At 70.5% G+C, this 14514-nt stretch carries 13 protein-coding genes; 5 read left to right on the plus strand and 8 right to left on the minus strand.

What is annotated here, in order from left to right:
- On the plus strand, positions 1 to 726 hold a 726-nt coding region (locus ACWERV_RS28710; RefSeq protein ID WP_452938454.1), incomplete at its 5' end, for a fibronectin type III-like domain-contianing protein.
- A gap of 61 nt (positions 727 to 787) precedes the next feature.
- Here ACWERV_RS28710 and ACWERV_RS28715 read toward each other — a convergent pair.
- Together ACWERV_RS28715 and dnaB are read right to left on the minus strand one after the other, a co-directional pair.
- On the minus strand, positions 788 to 1435 hold the full coding sequence (locus tag ACWERV_RS28715; protein WP_452938456.1) for an HAD family hydrolase: 648 nt from the start codon (positions 1433 to 1435) through the stop codon (positions 788 to 790).
- A gap of 108 nt (positions 1436 to 1543) precedes the next feature.
- Positions 1544 to 3004: a replicative DNA helicase gene (gene dnaB, locus ACWERV_RS28720; protein ID WP_452938459.1), complete on the minus strand. Its 1461-nt coding sequence runs from the start codon at positions 3002 to 3004 to the stop codon at positions 1544 to 1546.
- Positions 3005 to 3577: 573 nt separating this feature from the next.
- Between dnaB and ACWERV_RS28725 the strand changes: the two genes are divergently transcribed.
- Entirely contained in the window at positions 3578 to 4891 is a 1314-nt protein-coding gene (locus tag ACWERV_RS28725) for an MATE family efflux transporter (protein WP_452938525.1), read from the plus strand.
- A 266-nt stretch (positions 4892 to 5157) separates the two neighbouring features.
- Here ACWERV_RS28725 and rplI read toward each other — a convergent pair whose 3' ends face one another.
- The 4 genes from rplI to rpsF are packed head-to-tail and all read right to left on the minus strand — an operon-like array spanning position 5158 to position 6854.
- Positions 5158 to 5607 (minus strand): 50S ribosomal protein L9, encoded by a 450-nt coding sequence (gene rplI, locus ACWERV_RS28730; RefSeq protein WP_398175173.1) that lies wholly within the window; start codon positions 5605 to 5607, stop codon positions 5158 to 5160.
- Positions 5608 to 5622: 15 nt separating this feature from the next.
- Positions 5623 to 5859 (minus strand): 30S ribosomal protein S18, encoded by a 237-nt coding sequence (gene rpsR / locus ACWERV_RS28735; RefSeq protein ID WP_031512678.1) that lies wholly within the window; start codon positions 5857 to 5859, stop codon positions 5623 to 5625.
- A 42-nt stretch (positions 5860 to 5901) separates the two neighbouring features.
- On the minus strand, positions 5902 to 6507 hold the full coding sequence (locus tag ACWERV_RS28740) for a single-stranded DNA-binding protein (RefSeq protein WP_452938464.1): 606 nt from the start codon (positions 6505 to 6507) through the stop codon (positions 5902 to 5904).
- Positions 6508 to 6563: 56 nt separating this feature from the next.
- Positions 6564 to 6854 carry a 30S ribosomal protein S6 gene (gene rpsF, locus ACWERV_RS28745; RefSeq protein WP_031512681.1) on the minus strand — a complete coding sequence of 97 codons (291 nt, stop codon included), beginning with the start codon at positions 6852 to 6854 and terminating at the stop codon, positions 6564 to 6566.
- Between the two features lie 268 nt (positions 6855 to 7122).
- Between rpsF and ACWERV_RS28750 the strand changes: the two genes are divergently transcribed.
- From ACWERV_RS28750 to ACWERV_RS28760, 3 genes are all read left to right on the plus strand, one after another.
- Entirely contained in the window at positions 7123 to 7431 is a 309-nt protein-coding gene (locus ACWERV_RS28750; RefSeq protein WP_398175168.1) for a hypothetical protein, read from the plus strand.
- A 132-nt stretch (positions 7432 to 7563) separates the two neighbouring features.
- Entirely contained in the window at positions 7564 to 8706 is a 1143-nt protein-coding gene (locus ACWERV_RS28755; protein WP_398175166.1) for a lipid II:glycine glycyltransferase FemX, read from the plus strand.
- 34 nt (positions 8707 to 8740) lie between these two features.
- Positions 8741 to 9781, plus strand: coding sequence for an alanine racemase (locus tag ACWERV_RS28760; protein ID WP_398175164.1), 1041 nt, complete (start codon positions 8741 to 8743; stop codon positions 9779 to 9781).
- Here the strand turns inward: ACWERV_RS28760 and ACWERV_RS28765 are convergent.
- Positions 9769 to 11340, minus strand: coding sequence for a glycosyltransferase family 87 protein (locus ACWERV_RS28765; protein ID WP_452938468.1), 1572 nt, complete (start codon positions 11338 to 11340; stop codon positions 9769 to 9771). The two genes, ACWERV_RS28760 and ACWERV_RS28765, sit on opposite strands and share 13 nt — an antisense overlap.
- 158 nt (positions 11341 to 11498) lie before the next feature.
- Positions 11499 to 14258, minus strand: coding sequence for a transglycosylase domain-containing protein (locus ACWERV_RS28770; protein ID WP_452938471.1), 2760 nt, complete (start codon positions 14256 to 14258; stop codon positions 11499 to 11501).
- Positions 14259 to 14514: the final 256 nt, after the last annotated feature.

The following is a 14514-nucleotide window of genomic DNA, read 5'->3' on the forward strand; positions in this document are numbered from 1 at the left end:
GCCAAGAACATCGAGCCGCTCTTCCCGTTCGGCTTCGGGCTGTCCTACACCACCTTCGGCTACAGCAACCTCCAGGTCGGGGCGCTCAGCGGCGGCAACGCGACGGTCCACGTCACGGTGACCAACACCGGGTCCCGGGCCGGTACCGACGTGGCGCAGCTCTACGTCGGCTTCCCGGCCGCGTCCGGTGAACCGCCGCACCAGCTGCGCGGCTACCAGCGCGTCACGCTGAACCCGGGCCAGTCGCAGACGCTGACGTTCACCGTCAGCACCCACGACCTGGCGTCCTGGAGCACCGGCAGCAACAACTGGACCACGGCCGCGGGCAATTACCAGATCCTGGTCGGCGACTCCTCCCGCAGCCTGCCGGTGACCGGCACGCTCAACGTGCCGACCACGGTCAACGGCGCCATCGCGGCGGCCCTGTCCCCGCAGGCCGCCGCCGCGGACTCCGCCCCCGCCGCGACCGCGGGCGCGCTGTCCGTACCCAACCCGCACGGCATGAGCAGCCCCGTGCGCTCCGCCGTCGACTGGGCCTTCGACCCGGCCGACGCCGCCGCGCACCACACCTACACCGCGACGGGCCTGCCGCCCGGCATCACGCTGAGCGCCGACGGCACCTTCACCGGCGCGGCCACCGCTAAGGGCAGCTGGACCGTCACCGTCACAGCGAAGGCCACGACCGGCGCCGCCGGTTCGGCCACCTTCGTCTGGACCACCACCTGACCCCTCTCCCCGCCGACCGACGCCCCCGCAGCCGCCTCCCCGCGGCCGCGGGGGCGTCCCGTCATCCGGCGAGCAGCGCGGGCAGCTCCCGCATGTCGTGGAAGACCGTCGTCCCGGGCCCGGCGAGCCGCTCGGCCGGGGTGAGCCCGCCCGCGTACCCGAAAGCCCGCATCCCCGCGGCCCGCGCCGCCGTGACGCCCGGCCGGCTGTCCTCGACGACCACGCACGCGGCGGGGTCCACCCCCATACGCCGGGCGGCGTGCAGGAAGAGGTCGGGCGCGGGCTTGCCCCGGGCGACCTCGGCGGCGCTGAAGATCCGCCCCGCGAAGTGCTCGTAGAGCCCGGTACGCCCCAGGGTGTGCCGCATCTTCTCGTGCGAGCCGCTGGAGGCCACACAGGTCGGCAGCACGATCGCCGCGAGCGCCTCGGGCAGTCCGTCCACCGCGACGAGATCGGCGTCCACCGCCACCCGGTGCCGCTCCTCGAACCGCTCGGCCCACACCCCCGCGACCTCCTCCCCCAGCCGCTCGGCGACCTGCTCGCGGATCGCCGCATGCGACCGCCCGATGAACCGCTCGACGACCTCCGCCTCGTCCAGCGCCCACCCCAACTCGGCCCCGAGCCCCACCTGCACGCGCACCGCGATGCGCTCACTGTCGACGAGCACCCCGTCGCAGTCGAATATCACCAGCTCAACAGGCTTGATCATCCCGGCAGCATAGGCGTGCCCACTACCGGAGGGCGGCTTCCGGGTCGGTTCCCGAAACTCGCCCCGACGGACCCCGCGGCCCGCCGAAGCCGGGAACGCCGAGCCGGCTCAGGTCTGGGCCATGTCCACGAAGCGGGAGTAGTGGCCCTGGAAGGCCACGGTGATGGTGGCCGTGGGGCCGTTGCGGTGCTTGGCGACGATCAGGTCGGCCTCGCCGGCGCGGGGGGACTCCTTCTCGTAGGCGTCCTCGCGGTGCAGGAGGATGACCATGTCGGCGTCCTGCTCGATGGAGCCGGACTCGCGCAGGTCGGAGACCATCGGCTTCTTGTCGGTGCGCTGCTCGGGGCCTCGGTTGAGCTGGCTGAGGGCGATGACCGGGACTTCCAGTTCCTTGGCCAGGAGCTTGAGGTTTCGGGACATGTCGGAGACCTCCTGCTGGCGGCTCTCCGGGCGGCGGGAGCCGCCGGACTGCATGAGCTGGAGGTAGTCGATGACGACCAGCCGCAGGTCGTTGCGCTGCTTGAGGCGGCGGCACTTCGCGCGGATCTCCATCATCGACAGGTTGGGCGAGTCGTCGATGTAGAGCGGCGCCTCGGTGACGTCGGACATCCGGCGGGCGACCTTGGTCCAGTCGTCGTCGGTCATCGTGCCCGACCGCATGTGGTGCAGTGCGACCCTGGCCTCGGCGGACAGCAGTCGCATCGCGATCTCGTTGCGGCCCATCTCCAGGGAGAAGATGACGCTGGGCATCTTGTTGGCGATGGAGCACGTCCGGGCGAAGTCCAGCGCGAGGGTGGACTTGCCCATCGCCGGGCGGGCGGCGATGACGATCATCTGACCGGGGTGCAGACCGTTGGTGAGCGAGTCCAGGTCGGCGAAGCCGGTGGGGACGCCGGACATCTGGCCGCTGCGGGAGCCGATCGCCTCGATCTCGTCGAGGGCGCCCTCCATGATGTCGCCGAGCGGCAGGTAGTCCTCGGAGGTGCGCTGCTCGGTGACCGCGTAGATCTCGGCCTGCGCGCTGTTGACGATCTCGTCGACGTCGCCGTCGGCGGCGTATCCCATCTGGGTGATGCGCGTACCGGCCTCGACGAGGCGGCGCAGCACCGCCCGCTCGTGGACGATCTCGGCGTAGAACTCCGCGTTCGCGGCGGTGGGCACCGCGTTGACGAGGGTGTGCAGGTACGGGGAGCCGCCGATCCGGGCCAGTTCGCCGCGCTTGGTGAGCTCGGCCGCGGTGGTGATGGGGTCGGCGGGCTCGCCCCGGGCGTAGAGGTCGAGGATCGCCTGGTAGATGGTCTCGTGCGCGGGCCGGTAGAAGTCGGCGCCCTTGAGGACCTCGACGACGTCGGCGATGGCGTCCTTGGACAGCAGCATGCCGCCGAGCACGGACTGCTCGGCGTCCAGGTCCTGCGGCGGGACGCGCTCGAAGCCGCCGCCGCCCTCGGCGTAGCGGGTGTCGTCCTGGGCGGACTTCTTGCGGAAGGGGCTGACCCCGGTGGCGGGCCCCTGGCGCTCACCGGGCGGGAGGTCCGGCCAGTGGTCGTCGGCGGGTTCTGGCTGGCTCACGCCCGCCACCTCCTCCCATCCGGCCGGTCCGGCCGGACCCCGCGTGCGTGCCACTCTTTCATGGCACCGCTCCGATCCTTGATCCGCCCGGTGGGCGCCGCGCACGCGTCGCGCCGCGCCGTGAGGTGCCGCGTCACGCCGCTCGCGGCACACCGGGGGAGGGGTCCACGGTAGGGCTCCTGGCGGCCCGGACCAAGGCGGTTATCCACAGGGGGTGTGGACGACGGCTGCATACCTGTGGAGAACTGCCCTCAACCTGTGTACAGGCCTTGGGACAGTGCTGTGGACAAGCTGCGCGCCTCCCCGGGGGAGAGGCCCTGACCTGCATCTTCTTCATCCATAGCCTGTGCAGGAGAAAAACTTTTTCCGTGCCGCCAAGATCGCCACAAACGACGCGGAGGAGATCACGCTACGCAGTCAGAGGTAAGAGTCCCTCAGCACTTCCACCTCTTACTTGTGGACGATTAAGCTGTGCTTGTGCATCACGCCGTCGAACCCCCTGGCACCACCGAGCCTGCCCCCGGCCGCAGCCCGCGCCGCGCACCGGCGGCCAGGCGCCGCCACGACCGCGAAATCCTCACCCTCGCCCTGCCCGCCTTCGGCGCCCTCGTCGCCGAACCACTCTTCGTGATGGTCGACAGCGCGATCGTCGGCCACCTCGGCACGGCCCAGCTCGCCGGGCTCGGCGTCGCCGCGGCGCTGCTCACCACCGCCGTCAACATCTTCGTCTTCCTCGCCTACGCCACCACCGCCGCGGTCTCCCGCCGGGTCGGCGCCGGTGACCTGTCCGCCGCCCTGCGCCAGGGGGTGGACGGCATCTGGCTCGCCCTGCTGCTGGGCGGCGCGGTGATCGCCGCCGTGCTGCCCACGGCGCCCGCCCTGGTGAGCCTCTTCGGGGCGTCCGGCACCGCCTCCCCCTACGCGACCACGTATCTGCGGATCAGCTCCCTCGGCATCCCCGCCATGCTCGTGGTGCTGGCCGCCACCGGCGTGCTGCGCGGCCTCCAGGACACCCGCACACCGCTCTACGTCGCCGTGGGCGGCTTCGCCGCGAACGCGGGGCTCAACGCCGCGCTCGTCTACGGTGCCGGTCTCGGCATCGCGGGCTCCGCGTGGGGCACGGTCATCGCGCAGAACGGCATGGCCGCTGTCTACCTCTGGGTCGTCGTCCGCGGTATCCGCCGCCAGGCCGTGGCGGACGGCGGCACGGGGCCCTGGTGGGCGGGCCTGCGTCCGGACGCCGCCGGGATACGGGCCTGCGCCCGTGCCGGACTGCCGCTGCTGGTGCGCACCGTCAGCCTGCGGGCGGTGCTGATGATCGCCACCGCGGTCGCCGCCCGGCTGGGGGACACCTCCGTGGCCGCCCACCAGATCACATTGACGGTCTGGTCGCTGCTCGCCTTCGCGCTGGACGCCATCGCCATCGCGGGCCAGGCCATCATCGGCCGCTACCTGGGGGCGGACGACCCCGAGGGGGCGCGGGCCGCGTGCCGCCGGATGATCGAGTGGGGCGTGGCCTGCGGGGTGGTCCTCGGACTGCTGGTGGCGCTGTCCCGGCCGCTGATCGGCCCGCTGTTCAGCTCCGATCCGGCCGTGCGGTCCGCGCTGGCCTCCGCGCTGCTGGTGGTGGCCGTGTCGCAGCCGCTGTGCGGGGTGGTCTTCGTCCTGGACGGTGTGCTGATGGGCGCCGGGGACGGGCCGTACCTGGCCTGGTCGATGCTGGTGACGCTGGCGGTCTTCGCCCCGGCCGCGCTCGCCGTCCCGGCGCTCGGGGCGGGACTGACGGCCCTGTGGTGGGCCATGACGCTCATGATGCTGACCCGGCTCGTCGCACTGTGGCTGCGGGCCCGCTCCGGCCGCTGGGTGGTCACCGGCGCCGCGCGCTGAAACGGTCGGCGCGGGAGCTGGGAGGCCGGGAGCCGGGAGGCCGGGGCCGGGAGCAGAGGGGCCGGGAGCCGCCCCGCCGACCGGCAAGGGAGCGGACCGGGCCGACCGGAAGCGGCCGGACGGACCGAGGACGGCCGGACAGACCGGAGGGCCGGGCACCCCCGCTGGGGATACCCGGCCCTCCGTTGCGTCGTGACGGTGCGGGCGCCGCCGGTGTTCCACGTGGAACATCGACGGCATCCGCGCCATACCGAGCAAAAGGCGCGTTACGCCGCGACGACCTCCAGGTCGAGGACAGCCTCGACCTCGGCGTGCAGCCGCACGGACACCTTGTGCGCACCGAGCGTCTTGATCGGCGCACCGACCTCGACCCGGCGCTTGTCGACGGCCGGACCACCGGCGGCCTTGATCGCCGCGGCGATGTCGGCCGGGGTGATGGAGCCGAACAGACGGCCGGTGTCGCCGGCGCGGGTGCTCAGCTTGACCTTGACGGCCTCCAGCTGACCCTTGACCGCGTTCGCGTCCTCCAGCGAGTGGATCTCGCGGATACGGCGGGCACGGCGGATCTGCTCGACGTCCTTCTCGCCACCCTTGGTCCACGCGATGGCGAAGCCCCGCGGGATCAGGTAGTTGCGGGCGTAGCCCGGCTTGACGTCGACGACGTCGCCGGCGGCACCGAGGCCGCTGACCTCGTTGGTAAGGATGATCTTCGACATTACGGTCACCCTTCCTTATCGAGCGGTCGACGTGTACGGCAGCAGCGCCATCTCACGGCTGTTCTTGACGGCCGTGGCGACGTCACGCTGGTGCTGCGTGCAGTTGCCGGTGACGCGGCGGGCACGGATCTTGCCGCGGTCGGAAATGAACTTCCGCAGCATGTTCGTGTCCTTGTAGTCCACGTACACGGTCTTGTCCTTGCAGAACGCGCAGACCTTCTTCTTCGGCTTGCGCGGAGGCGGCTTCGCCATGGTGATTCTCCTATGCGATCAAGAAGTGAGTGAGGATCCGCCCTAGAAGGGCGGCTCGTCCGAGTAGCCGCCACCGGAACCGCCGGAGCCGCCGCCCCAGCCGCCACCGCCACCGCCACCACCGCCCTGCTGGCCGCCGCCGGCCGGCGCGCTGGTGGCCCAGGGGTCGTCGGCGGGAGCCCCGCCGCCGGAGCCGCCGCCGGGGCCGCCGCCCCAGCCGCCGCCACCCTGCTGGCCGCCGCCACCGCCACCGCCGTAGCCGCCCTGGCTGCGTCCGCCACCGCCGCTGGTCTTGGTGACCTTGGCCGTGGCACTGCGCAGGCTGGCGCCCACTTCTTCGACGTCCAGTTCGTAGACCGTCCGCTTGACGCCCTCGCGGTCCTCGTAGGACCGCTGCTTGAGGCGGCCCTGCACGATGACGCGCATGCCGCGCTGCAGCGACTCTGCAACGTTCTCCGCCGCCTGACGCCAGACCGAGCAGGTCAGGAACAGGCTCTCGCCGTCCTTCCACTCATTGGTCTGCCGGTCGAACGTGCGGGGAGTGGACGCGACACGGAACTTCGCGACCGCCGCACCGGACGGGGTGAAGCGCAGCTCGGGGTCGTCGACGAGATTGCCGACGACCGTGATGACGGTCTCGCCTGCCATGGGGTGACCTCTCGACTGGCTCTGGGTAGTGCTGGCTAGCTACTCGGAGTCCGGTACTAGTGCAGTTCCGGACGGAGGACCTTGGTCCGCAGCACCGACTCGTTCAGGTTGAGCTGGCGGTCCAGCTCCTTGACGACCTCCGGCGATGCCTTCAGGTCGACGACCGAGTAGATGCCCTCGGGCTTCTTGTTGATCTCATAAGCGAGACGACGACGGCCCCAGGTGTCGACCTTCTCCACGCTGCCGCCGCCGTTGCGGACGACGGACAGGAAGGACTCGATCAGGGGGGCGACAGAGCGCTCCTCAAGATCGGGGTCGAGGATGAGCATGAGCTCGTAGTGACGCATAGGTGAACCCACCTCCTTTGGACTCAGCGGCCACGGCGTTTCCGTGGCAGGAGGGTTTGTATCTGCGTCGCAACGGTAGCGCGGGCCACTGACAGCCGGAGGTGTTCCCCCGGACTGCCCGACCGGGCCAGCGCAGACACCGGTGCAGACCGTACACAGTACCGGCTGGTGCTCTCGGGTTGAAATCCGCCCCCTAATGACCGCAATCTGTACACATCGGGTGTGTCAGGCGCCACAGCGCGCCACGACTCCGTCACGGAGGTACTCCATGGCACAGCACGCGGCACGAACCCACCGCCTCACCTTCAACACCGACGGCCGGCCCCATCCCCTGGTGAACTCGCTCGCGATCCTCACCCTCGTCCTGGGCGGGATCTCGATCATCTCCTCGGCCTTCAACAGCCTGCATCTGCTCAGTTCCTGGACCGGGATCGTCGGCATCTTCACCGGCGGCTGGGGCCAGTTCATCTCCGTCACGACGATCGAGCGCTTCGCCCTGATCGTCGGCCTCGGCATGTCCGCGGTCGGCTTCTACATCGGGGTGGCGCACGGTGGCCTGACCGGCGGGCTCTGGTAGCTGCCGCGCCGACGGTCCGGCGGGCTGTGGAAAAGCCGCGCCGTTGTCCACAGGGCTGGTGGGGGCGCTACCCCTGAGCAGTAGGCTTCGGGCCAGATAACCCCGCAGTCGTGAGCATGGGGAGCGCCCCGCATGAGTCTGACCCTGAGGACCATCACCCGAGAGCAGCACCTGGCATACATCCAGAGTCTGCCCTCGGCGAGCCACTGCCAGGTCCCCGCATGGGCCGACGTGAAGTCCGAGTGGCGGTCGGAGAGCCTCGGCTGGTTCGACGAGCAGCCCGGCCAGCTGTCCAAGGGCGGCGGCCGGCTGGTCGGCGTCGGCCTCGTCCTGTACCGGCAGCTGCCCAAGCTCAAGCGGTATCTGGCCTACATGCCCGAGGGTCCCGTCATCAACTGGTATGCGCCCAACCTGGACGAATGGCTCCAGCCGATGCTGCGCCACCTCAAGCAGAACGGCGCCTTCAGCGTGAAGATGGGCCCACCGGTGATAATCCGCCGCTGGGAGGCCAACACCATCAAGGCGGGCATCGCCGACCCGGACATCAAGCGGCTGCGGGACGTCGAGGCCGACTTCATCGAGCCGCGCGCCTTCGAGGTGGCCGAGCGGCTGCGCCGGATGGGCTGGCAGCAGGGCGAGGACGGCGGCGCCGGCTTCGGTGACGTGCAGCCGCGCTACGTCTACCAGGTCCCGCTGGAGAACCGCTCGCTCGACGACATCCTGAAGAACTTCAACCAGCTGTGGCGCCGCAACATCAAGAAGGCCGAGAAGGCCGGCGTCCAGGTCATCCAGGGCGGCTACGACGACCTCCCGACCTGGCAGCAGCTCTACGAGATCACCGCGGTGCGCGACCAGTTCCGCCCCCGCCCGCTGGCCTACTTCCAGCGGATGTGGACCAAGCTCAACGCCGAGGACGCCAACCGGATGCGGCTCTACCTCGCGCTGCACGAGGGCGAGGCGGTCGCGGCGGCGACGATGCTCACCGTCGGCCGGCACGTCTGGTACTCCTACGGCGCCTCCGCCAACCACAAGCGCGAGGTCAGGCCGTCCAACGCGATGCAGTGGCGCATGCTGCGGGACGCGTACGCGATGGGTGCCAGCGTCTACGATCTGCGCGGTATCAGCGACTCCCTCGACGAGACCGACCACCTGTTCGGCCTGATCCAGTTCAAGGTGGGCACCGGCGGCCAGGCCGCCGAGTACCTGGGCGAGTGGGACTTCCCGCTCAACAAGCTGCTCCACAAGGCTCTCGACATCTACATGTCGCGCCGCTGACCGGCCGACGCACGACAGGAAGGTCCTCCAGGCCATGGCGCTCACGCTGTATGTCGACACCGCACGCTGGCGCGCCCACCAGCAGCAAGTGGCCGACCAGTTCCCCGGCATAGTCCCGGTCTGCAAAGGCAACGGCTACGGCTTCGGCCACGAGCGGCTCGCCGACGAGGCGACGCGGCTGCGCTCCGACATGCTCGCCGTCGGCACGACGTACGAAGCGGCCCGGATCAAGGACTTTTTCGGCGGCGACCTCCTCGTCCTGACCCCCTACCGGCTCGGCGAGGAACCGGTGCCGCTGCCGGACCGGGCGATCCGCTCGGTCTCCTCGGTCGAGGGGGTGCGCGGCCTGGTGGGCGCCCGGGTGGTCATCGAGGTCATGAGCTCGATGCGGCGCCACGGCGTAGGTGAGGACGACCTGGGCAAGCTGCACACCGCGATCGACGACGTCCGGCTGGAGGGCTTCGCCATCCACCTGCCGCTCGACCGCCCCGACGGCAGTGACGCGGTCGAGGAGGTCTTCGGCTGGATGGAGCGGCTGCGCGCCGCCCGGCTGCCGCTGCACACCATGTTCGTCAGCCACCTCAAGGCGACCGAGCAGGCCGCGCTCCAGCAGCAGTTCCCGCAGACCCGGTTCCGCGCCCGCATCGGTACGCGGATGTGGCTCGGCGACCACGACGCGACGGAGTACCGCGGCGCGGTCCTCGACGTCACCCGGATCGCCAAGGGCGAGCGCTACGGCTACCGGCAGGAGAAGGCCGCCGACGCCGGCCATCTGGTCGTCGTGGCGGGCGGCACCTCGCACGGTGTCGGCCTGGAGGCGCCCAAGGCACTGCACGGCCTGATGCCGCGGGCCAAGGGCGTGGCCCGTGCGGGTCTGGCGACGGTGAACCGCAACCTGTCGCCGTTCGTCTGGGCGGGCAAGCAGCGGTGGTTCGCCGAGCCGCCGCACATGCAGGTGTCGATCCTCTTCCTGCCGGGCGACGTGGCACCGCCCGCGGTCGGTGACGAGCTGGTGGCGCACCTGCGGCACACCACCACGCAGTTCGACCGGATCGTGGACCGTCAGGCCTCGTAGCCCGTCCCGCCCGCGGGCCCGCCGCCGGGTGCGGCCGGCCCCGCGGGCCTGCCGAGGCCGCCGGGCTCGCCCGCCGGGCCGGGCACCCCGGCCGCCGCGGGCAGCGGCTCCGGCTCGGCGCCCGGGTCCGGCGCCATGGCCAGGACGAAGGAGTCCCCGGCTCCGTCGAGCACCCCGCCCACCGGGTCGTCGGAGCCGTCCTGCCGCAGGACGTCGTGCTCGGGCCGCAGGATGTCGCGGACGACCACGGCGCTGAGGTAGAGCACGCCCAGCAGGTGCAGCACGACGGCCAGCTGGTAGCCGTCGGTGGGCAGCCCGTGGTGCTTGGTGCCGCCGCTGACGTAGGCCAGCTCCATCCAGATGCCCAGGTAGTAGAGCACCTCGGCGCCCTGCCAGATGAGCAGGTCACGCCAGCGCGGCCGGGCGAGCACGGCCAGCGGCAGCAGCCACAGCACGTACTGCGGCGAGTAGACCTTGTTGCTCACCACGAGCGCGGCCACCAGCAGGAAGGCGACCTGGCCGAGCCGCGGCCGGCGCGGCGCGTAGAAGGTGAGGCCCGCGATCGCGGCGCACAGCACGATCATCAGTGCGGCGGCGTACGCGCTCACCCCGCTGAGCGGGTTGCCGGAGCGCTGCATGACGACCAGCCACAGCGACCCGTAGTCCACGCCTCGCGAGCGGGTGTAGCTGTAGAACTGCTCCCAGCCGGACCGGGCCAGCAGGATCACCGGCAGGTTGACCACCAGCCAGGCCCCCACCGCGCCGCCCAGCGCCGCGCCGAAGGCCCGCATCCGGCCCGCACGCACGCACACCAGCAGCAGGGCGAGCAGCAGCAGCACCGGGTAGATCTTCGCGGACGTGGCCAGGCCGATGAGCACACCGGCGGCCAGCGGCCGGCTGCGCGACCACAGCAGCAGACCCGCGGCGGCCAGGGCCACGGCGAACAGGTCCCAGTTGATCGTGGCCGACAGCGCCAGTGCCGGGGACAGCGCGATGAACAGCCCGTCCCACGGCCGCCGCCGGTTGGTGCGGGACACCAGCACGACGAGCGCGGCCGCGCAGATCATCAGCATGCCGGAGTTCACGATCCAGAAGATCTGACTGCGGTGCTGCATGCTGCCACCGTGCGGCGTCAGCCAGGAGGCGACCTCCATGAAGAGCCCGGTCAGAACCGGGTACTCCAGGTGGTGGAAGCCGCTGCCGGAGAGCGAGCCGGGGATGCTGTCGAAGTACGGCACGACGTCGTCGGCGAAGCCGCGGTCGTGGTAGAGGTGCGGGATGTCGGAGTAGCAGGCGTGGATGTACTGGGCGTCGCCGCCCTGGAACCACCCGCCGTCGTAGCACGGTGCCTTCTGGACCATGCCGAGCGCGACCATTCCGATGACGATCAGCACCATCACGCGCAGCGCCGTCCACCAGCGGTGCCCACCGGTCTCGGCGTGCTTGCCCGCCGGGCCGCCGATCAGCTCGCTCGCGGCCGCGGCCAGCGAGTCCTCGTCGGTGGGGCGCACCGGAACGTCCCGCCGGTCGTCCTCTTCTCGATCGCGCACGCTCGTCATGCGCACATCCTGCCGTACGGGGCTGTGGGTGCAGCAGACCCCGTGACGGTCGTCATGCGATCCGGATGCGGATCGGCGACCGGCACGGGGTCTGGGAAAGGCCCGGCCTCAGCGGTCCGGGAGCCTGGCCCCGAGCGGGGACGGGCTCCCGGGGGCCGTCAGCCCGAGCTGCCTCGGGTGCCTCCGTTGTTGTTGTTGCGTCCCGGGGGCCCGGTGTCCGTCGCCGTCGGCGAGGACGTCGGCGAGGAGCTGTTGCAGTCCTGCGGGTTGAAGATCGAGCAGCGCGGCGTGTCCGTGGGCGACGGTGTGTCGGTCGGCGGCTGCCACGTCGGCGTCTCGGTCGGGCCCTGGGTGGGCGTCTGCGACGGAGTCGGCGAGGTGGTCGGGGTCGGCGACGTCGTCATCGACGGCGTCGGGGACGGCGCGCCCTCCTCGCTGATCGTCTTGCCGTCGCCGATCTTGCCGGGCTTCGGGAAGCCGGGGTCGTCGGAGTTGCCGAGCGCGACCTTCATGTAGTTGGTCCAGATGGTCGCCGGGATGTCACCACCGTGGGTGGTCGACGTCGGGCCACCGGTACCGGCCATCGGCTGCAGCTGCGCCTTCTTGGAGTCCTGCCGGAACATCACGACCGAGGTGGACAGCTGCTGGGTGTAGCCGACGAACCACGCCGACCGCGTACCGCCGTCGGTGTCGGTGGTACCGGTCTTGCCGGCCACGTCGCGGTGCAGCGCCAGCGCAGCCTTACCGGTGCCCTTCTTCACCACGTTCTGCAGCACTTGGGTCACGGTGTCGGCGACCGCGGGCTGGAGCGCCACCGTCTTGGTGCGCTCCGGCTTCTTGAACGCGTGGTCGGTGTCCCCGTCGTGCAGCACCTTGGTCACCGAGTACGGGTCGACGGAGACGCCCGAGTCGGCGAACGTCCCGTAGGCGTTCGCCATACGGATCGCGCTGGGCGTCGAGGTGCCGATGGAGAACGAGGCGACGTTCTGGGTGGCCTTCATCGAGTCCTCGAGGATGCCGGACTTGAGCGCGACGTCCTTCACCTTGTCCAGGCCGACGTCCTCGCCGAGCTGGACGAAGGGGGAGTTGATGGACTGCTCCATCGCCTTGTTCAAGGTGACGTAGCCCCACTTGGTACCGGACTCGTTCTTCTGTCGGAAGACCGAGCCGTCCTTGGTCTTGATCTGGTTGCCGTCGTGATCCTTGATGGGGATCAGGTCGTCGGCGTTGTACTTGCTGTCCGGCGTGAGCGGCTTGCCGTCGCTGTAGTTCGTGCCGTAGGTCATCGCGGCGGCGAGCACGAAGGGCTTGAAGGTTGAACCGACGGGGACACCCAGGGTGTCGGCGTTGTTGTTGAACTCGCCCTTGTCCATGCCGGGGCCGCCGTAGAGAGCCACGATCTTGCCGTCACCCGGTACGACGGAGGCCGCGCCGAACTGCACGTTGGTGTCGGCGTCGCCCTTGAACTGGGGGTCGCCGCCGGTGTACATGTGCCCGGCTCCGGGCTTGATCCGCTCCGCCTGGACCTTCTCGACGGAGGTCTTCAGCGCGTCGACCTTGGCTTTGTCGAAGGTCGTGTAGATCTGATAGCCGCCCCGGTCCAGCATGTCCTGGGTGATCTTCGGATTGGAGTGCTGGATTATGTAGTTGTTGGCCGTCGAGACCAGGTAGCCGATCTGGCCGCTCATTCCGACCTGGGCCTTGAGGCCCTGCGGCATCGGGAAGGCTGTGAACTTCGCACGGTCGGCCGCGGTCATGTGACCGAAGCGCACCTCGTTGTCGAGGATCGATTTCCAGCGGGATTCGGCACGCGCCTTGTTCGCGGCCGGCGTCGCCGAGCTGTCGATGCTCACGTTGCCGTTGGGGTCGTAGTACGTCGGGCCCTTCAGCAGCGCGGCGAGCACCGCGCACTGGCTGGGGTTGAGCTTCTCGGCGTCGACGCCGTAGTACGTCTGCGCCGCGGCCTGGAGCCCCCACGCGCCCCGTCCGAAGTACGAGGTGTTCAGATAGCCGGACATGATGTCGTTCTTGCTGACCGTCCGGCCGACCTTTATGGAGATGAACAGCTCTTTGAACTTGCGGCTCACCGTCTGCGACTGATCCAGCATGGTGTTCTTGACGTACTGCTGGGTGATCGTCGAGCCGCCCTGGGTCTCGCCGCCGCGCGCCATGTTGAACAGCGCGCGGGCAATACCCTTCGGGTCGACGCCCTTGTCCGTCTCGAAGCTCTTGTTCTCCGCCGAGATCACCGCGTCGCGCATGGCCTTGGGGATCTTCTCGTACGGGATGTTCTGCCGGTTGACGCTACCGCCGCCGGTGACCATGCGGGAGCCGTCGGCCCAGTAGTAGACGTTGTTCTGGGCCTGCGAGGCCTTGTTCACGTCGGGGACGTCCACCATGGCGTACGCGATGCCCGCGATGCCGACGAGGGTGCCGATGAAACCGACGCAGAGCGCGGTGACCTGCCGCCAGGACGGCATCCAGCGACGCCAGCCGTCCTTGCCGAAGCGCGGGTAGTCGATGAAGCGCTTCTTGCCGGGGCGCCTGGCGGGCCCCCGTCCGCCACGTCCCGCCGGGCCCCCCGGACCGCCCGGACCTCCCGGACCGCTGCCCGCGCCGCCGCCTCGGCGCCGCCCGTGCCCCTGGGCCGCGCGGCGCGCCGCCGCCCGGCCCTGGTAGGGCTCACCGCCGGAGTCCCTGCCGCCCCCGATGATGTCCGGGCCGTCGGCCCGCCGGCCGTGCGAACCGCTCGGCGATCCGGTGGGGACGTCGCTTCCGCCGCGGTCACCGGGCGGCGGGCCGCCTCCGGACCGGTGGCCGCCGGACGGCGGGGGCGTCGGCTGCTGTCCCCCGCGCCGGGCGGCTGCGCGGCCGCCGGACGGCGACGGCGGCTGCTGCTTGCGACGGTGCTCGCTCATGAACAGCTACTCCTCGACAGGCGGGTTCGCCTGAAGGCATCGGTGACATTGCGGACGGTCCCCCTGCATGCGGCTGGGTCAGGCCGCACTGCACCGTGGATCAAGACGCCCGCCAGCGGCGTGGGGTTCCCGGTGCTCCGCATGGCGAACAGAGTACGCAGGGTCAAAAGACCCACGATGCGCATGTTCACCACATAGCGGTCTCCCCGGAGTCCACAGGTTTGCGGATGTGATGCCGGTCACGAGAGCCCGCCTT

The sequence above is a fragment of the Streptomyces sp. NPDC004031 genome (assembly GCF_053604375.1).

What these genes read in the sequence shown, in the direction of transcription:
- rpsF (WP_031512681.1), bottom strand. Translation starts at nt 6,854, where the DNA reads ATGCGTCACTACGAGCTCATGCTCATCCTCGACCCCGATCTTGAGGAG.
- ACWERV_RS28755 (WP_398175166.1), top strand. Translation starts at nt 7,564, where the DNA reads ATGAGTCTGACCCTGAGGACCATCACCCGAGAGCAGCACCTGGCATAC.
- ACWERV_RS28765 (WP_452938468.1), bottom strand. Translation starts at nt 11,340, where the DNA reads ATGACGAGCGTGCGCGATCGAGAAGAGGACGACCGGCGGGACGTTCCG.
- ACWERV_RS28740 (WP_452938464.1), bottom strand. Translation starts at nt 6,507, where the DNA reads ATGGCAGGCGAGACCGTCATCACGGTCGTCGGCAATCTCGTCGACGAC.
- rpsR (WP_031512678.1), bottom strand. Translation starts at nt 5,859, where the DNA reads ATGGCGAAGCCGCCTCCGCGCAAGCCGAAGAAGAAGGTCTGCGCGTTC.
- ACWERV_RS28770 (WP_452938471.1), bottom strand. Translation starts at nt 14,258, where the DNA reads ATGAGCGAGCACCGTCGCAAGCAGCAGCCGCCGTCGCCGTCCGGCGGC.
- ACWERV_RS28760 (WP_398175164.1), top strand. Translation starts at nt 8,741, where the DNA reads ATGGCGCTCACGCTGTATGTCGACACCGCACGCTGGCGCGCCCACCAG.
- ACWERV_RS28750 (WP_398175168.1), top strand. Translation starts at nt 7,123, where the DNA reads ATGGCACAGCACGCGGCACGAACCCACCGCCTCACCTTCAACACCGAC.
- ACWERV_RS28715 (WP_452938456.1), bottom strand. Translation starts at nt 1,435, where the DNA reads ATGATCAAGCCTGTTGAGCTGGTGATATTCGACTGCGACGGGGTGCTC.
- rplI (WP_398175173.1), bottom strand. Translation starts at nt 5,607, where the DNA reads ATGTCGAAGATCATCCTTACCAACGAGGTCAGCGGCCTCGGTGCCGCC.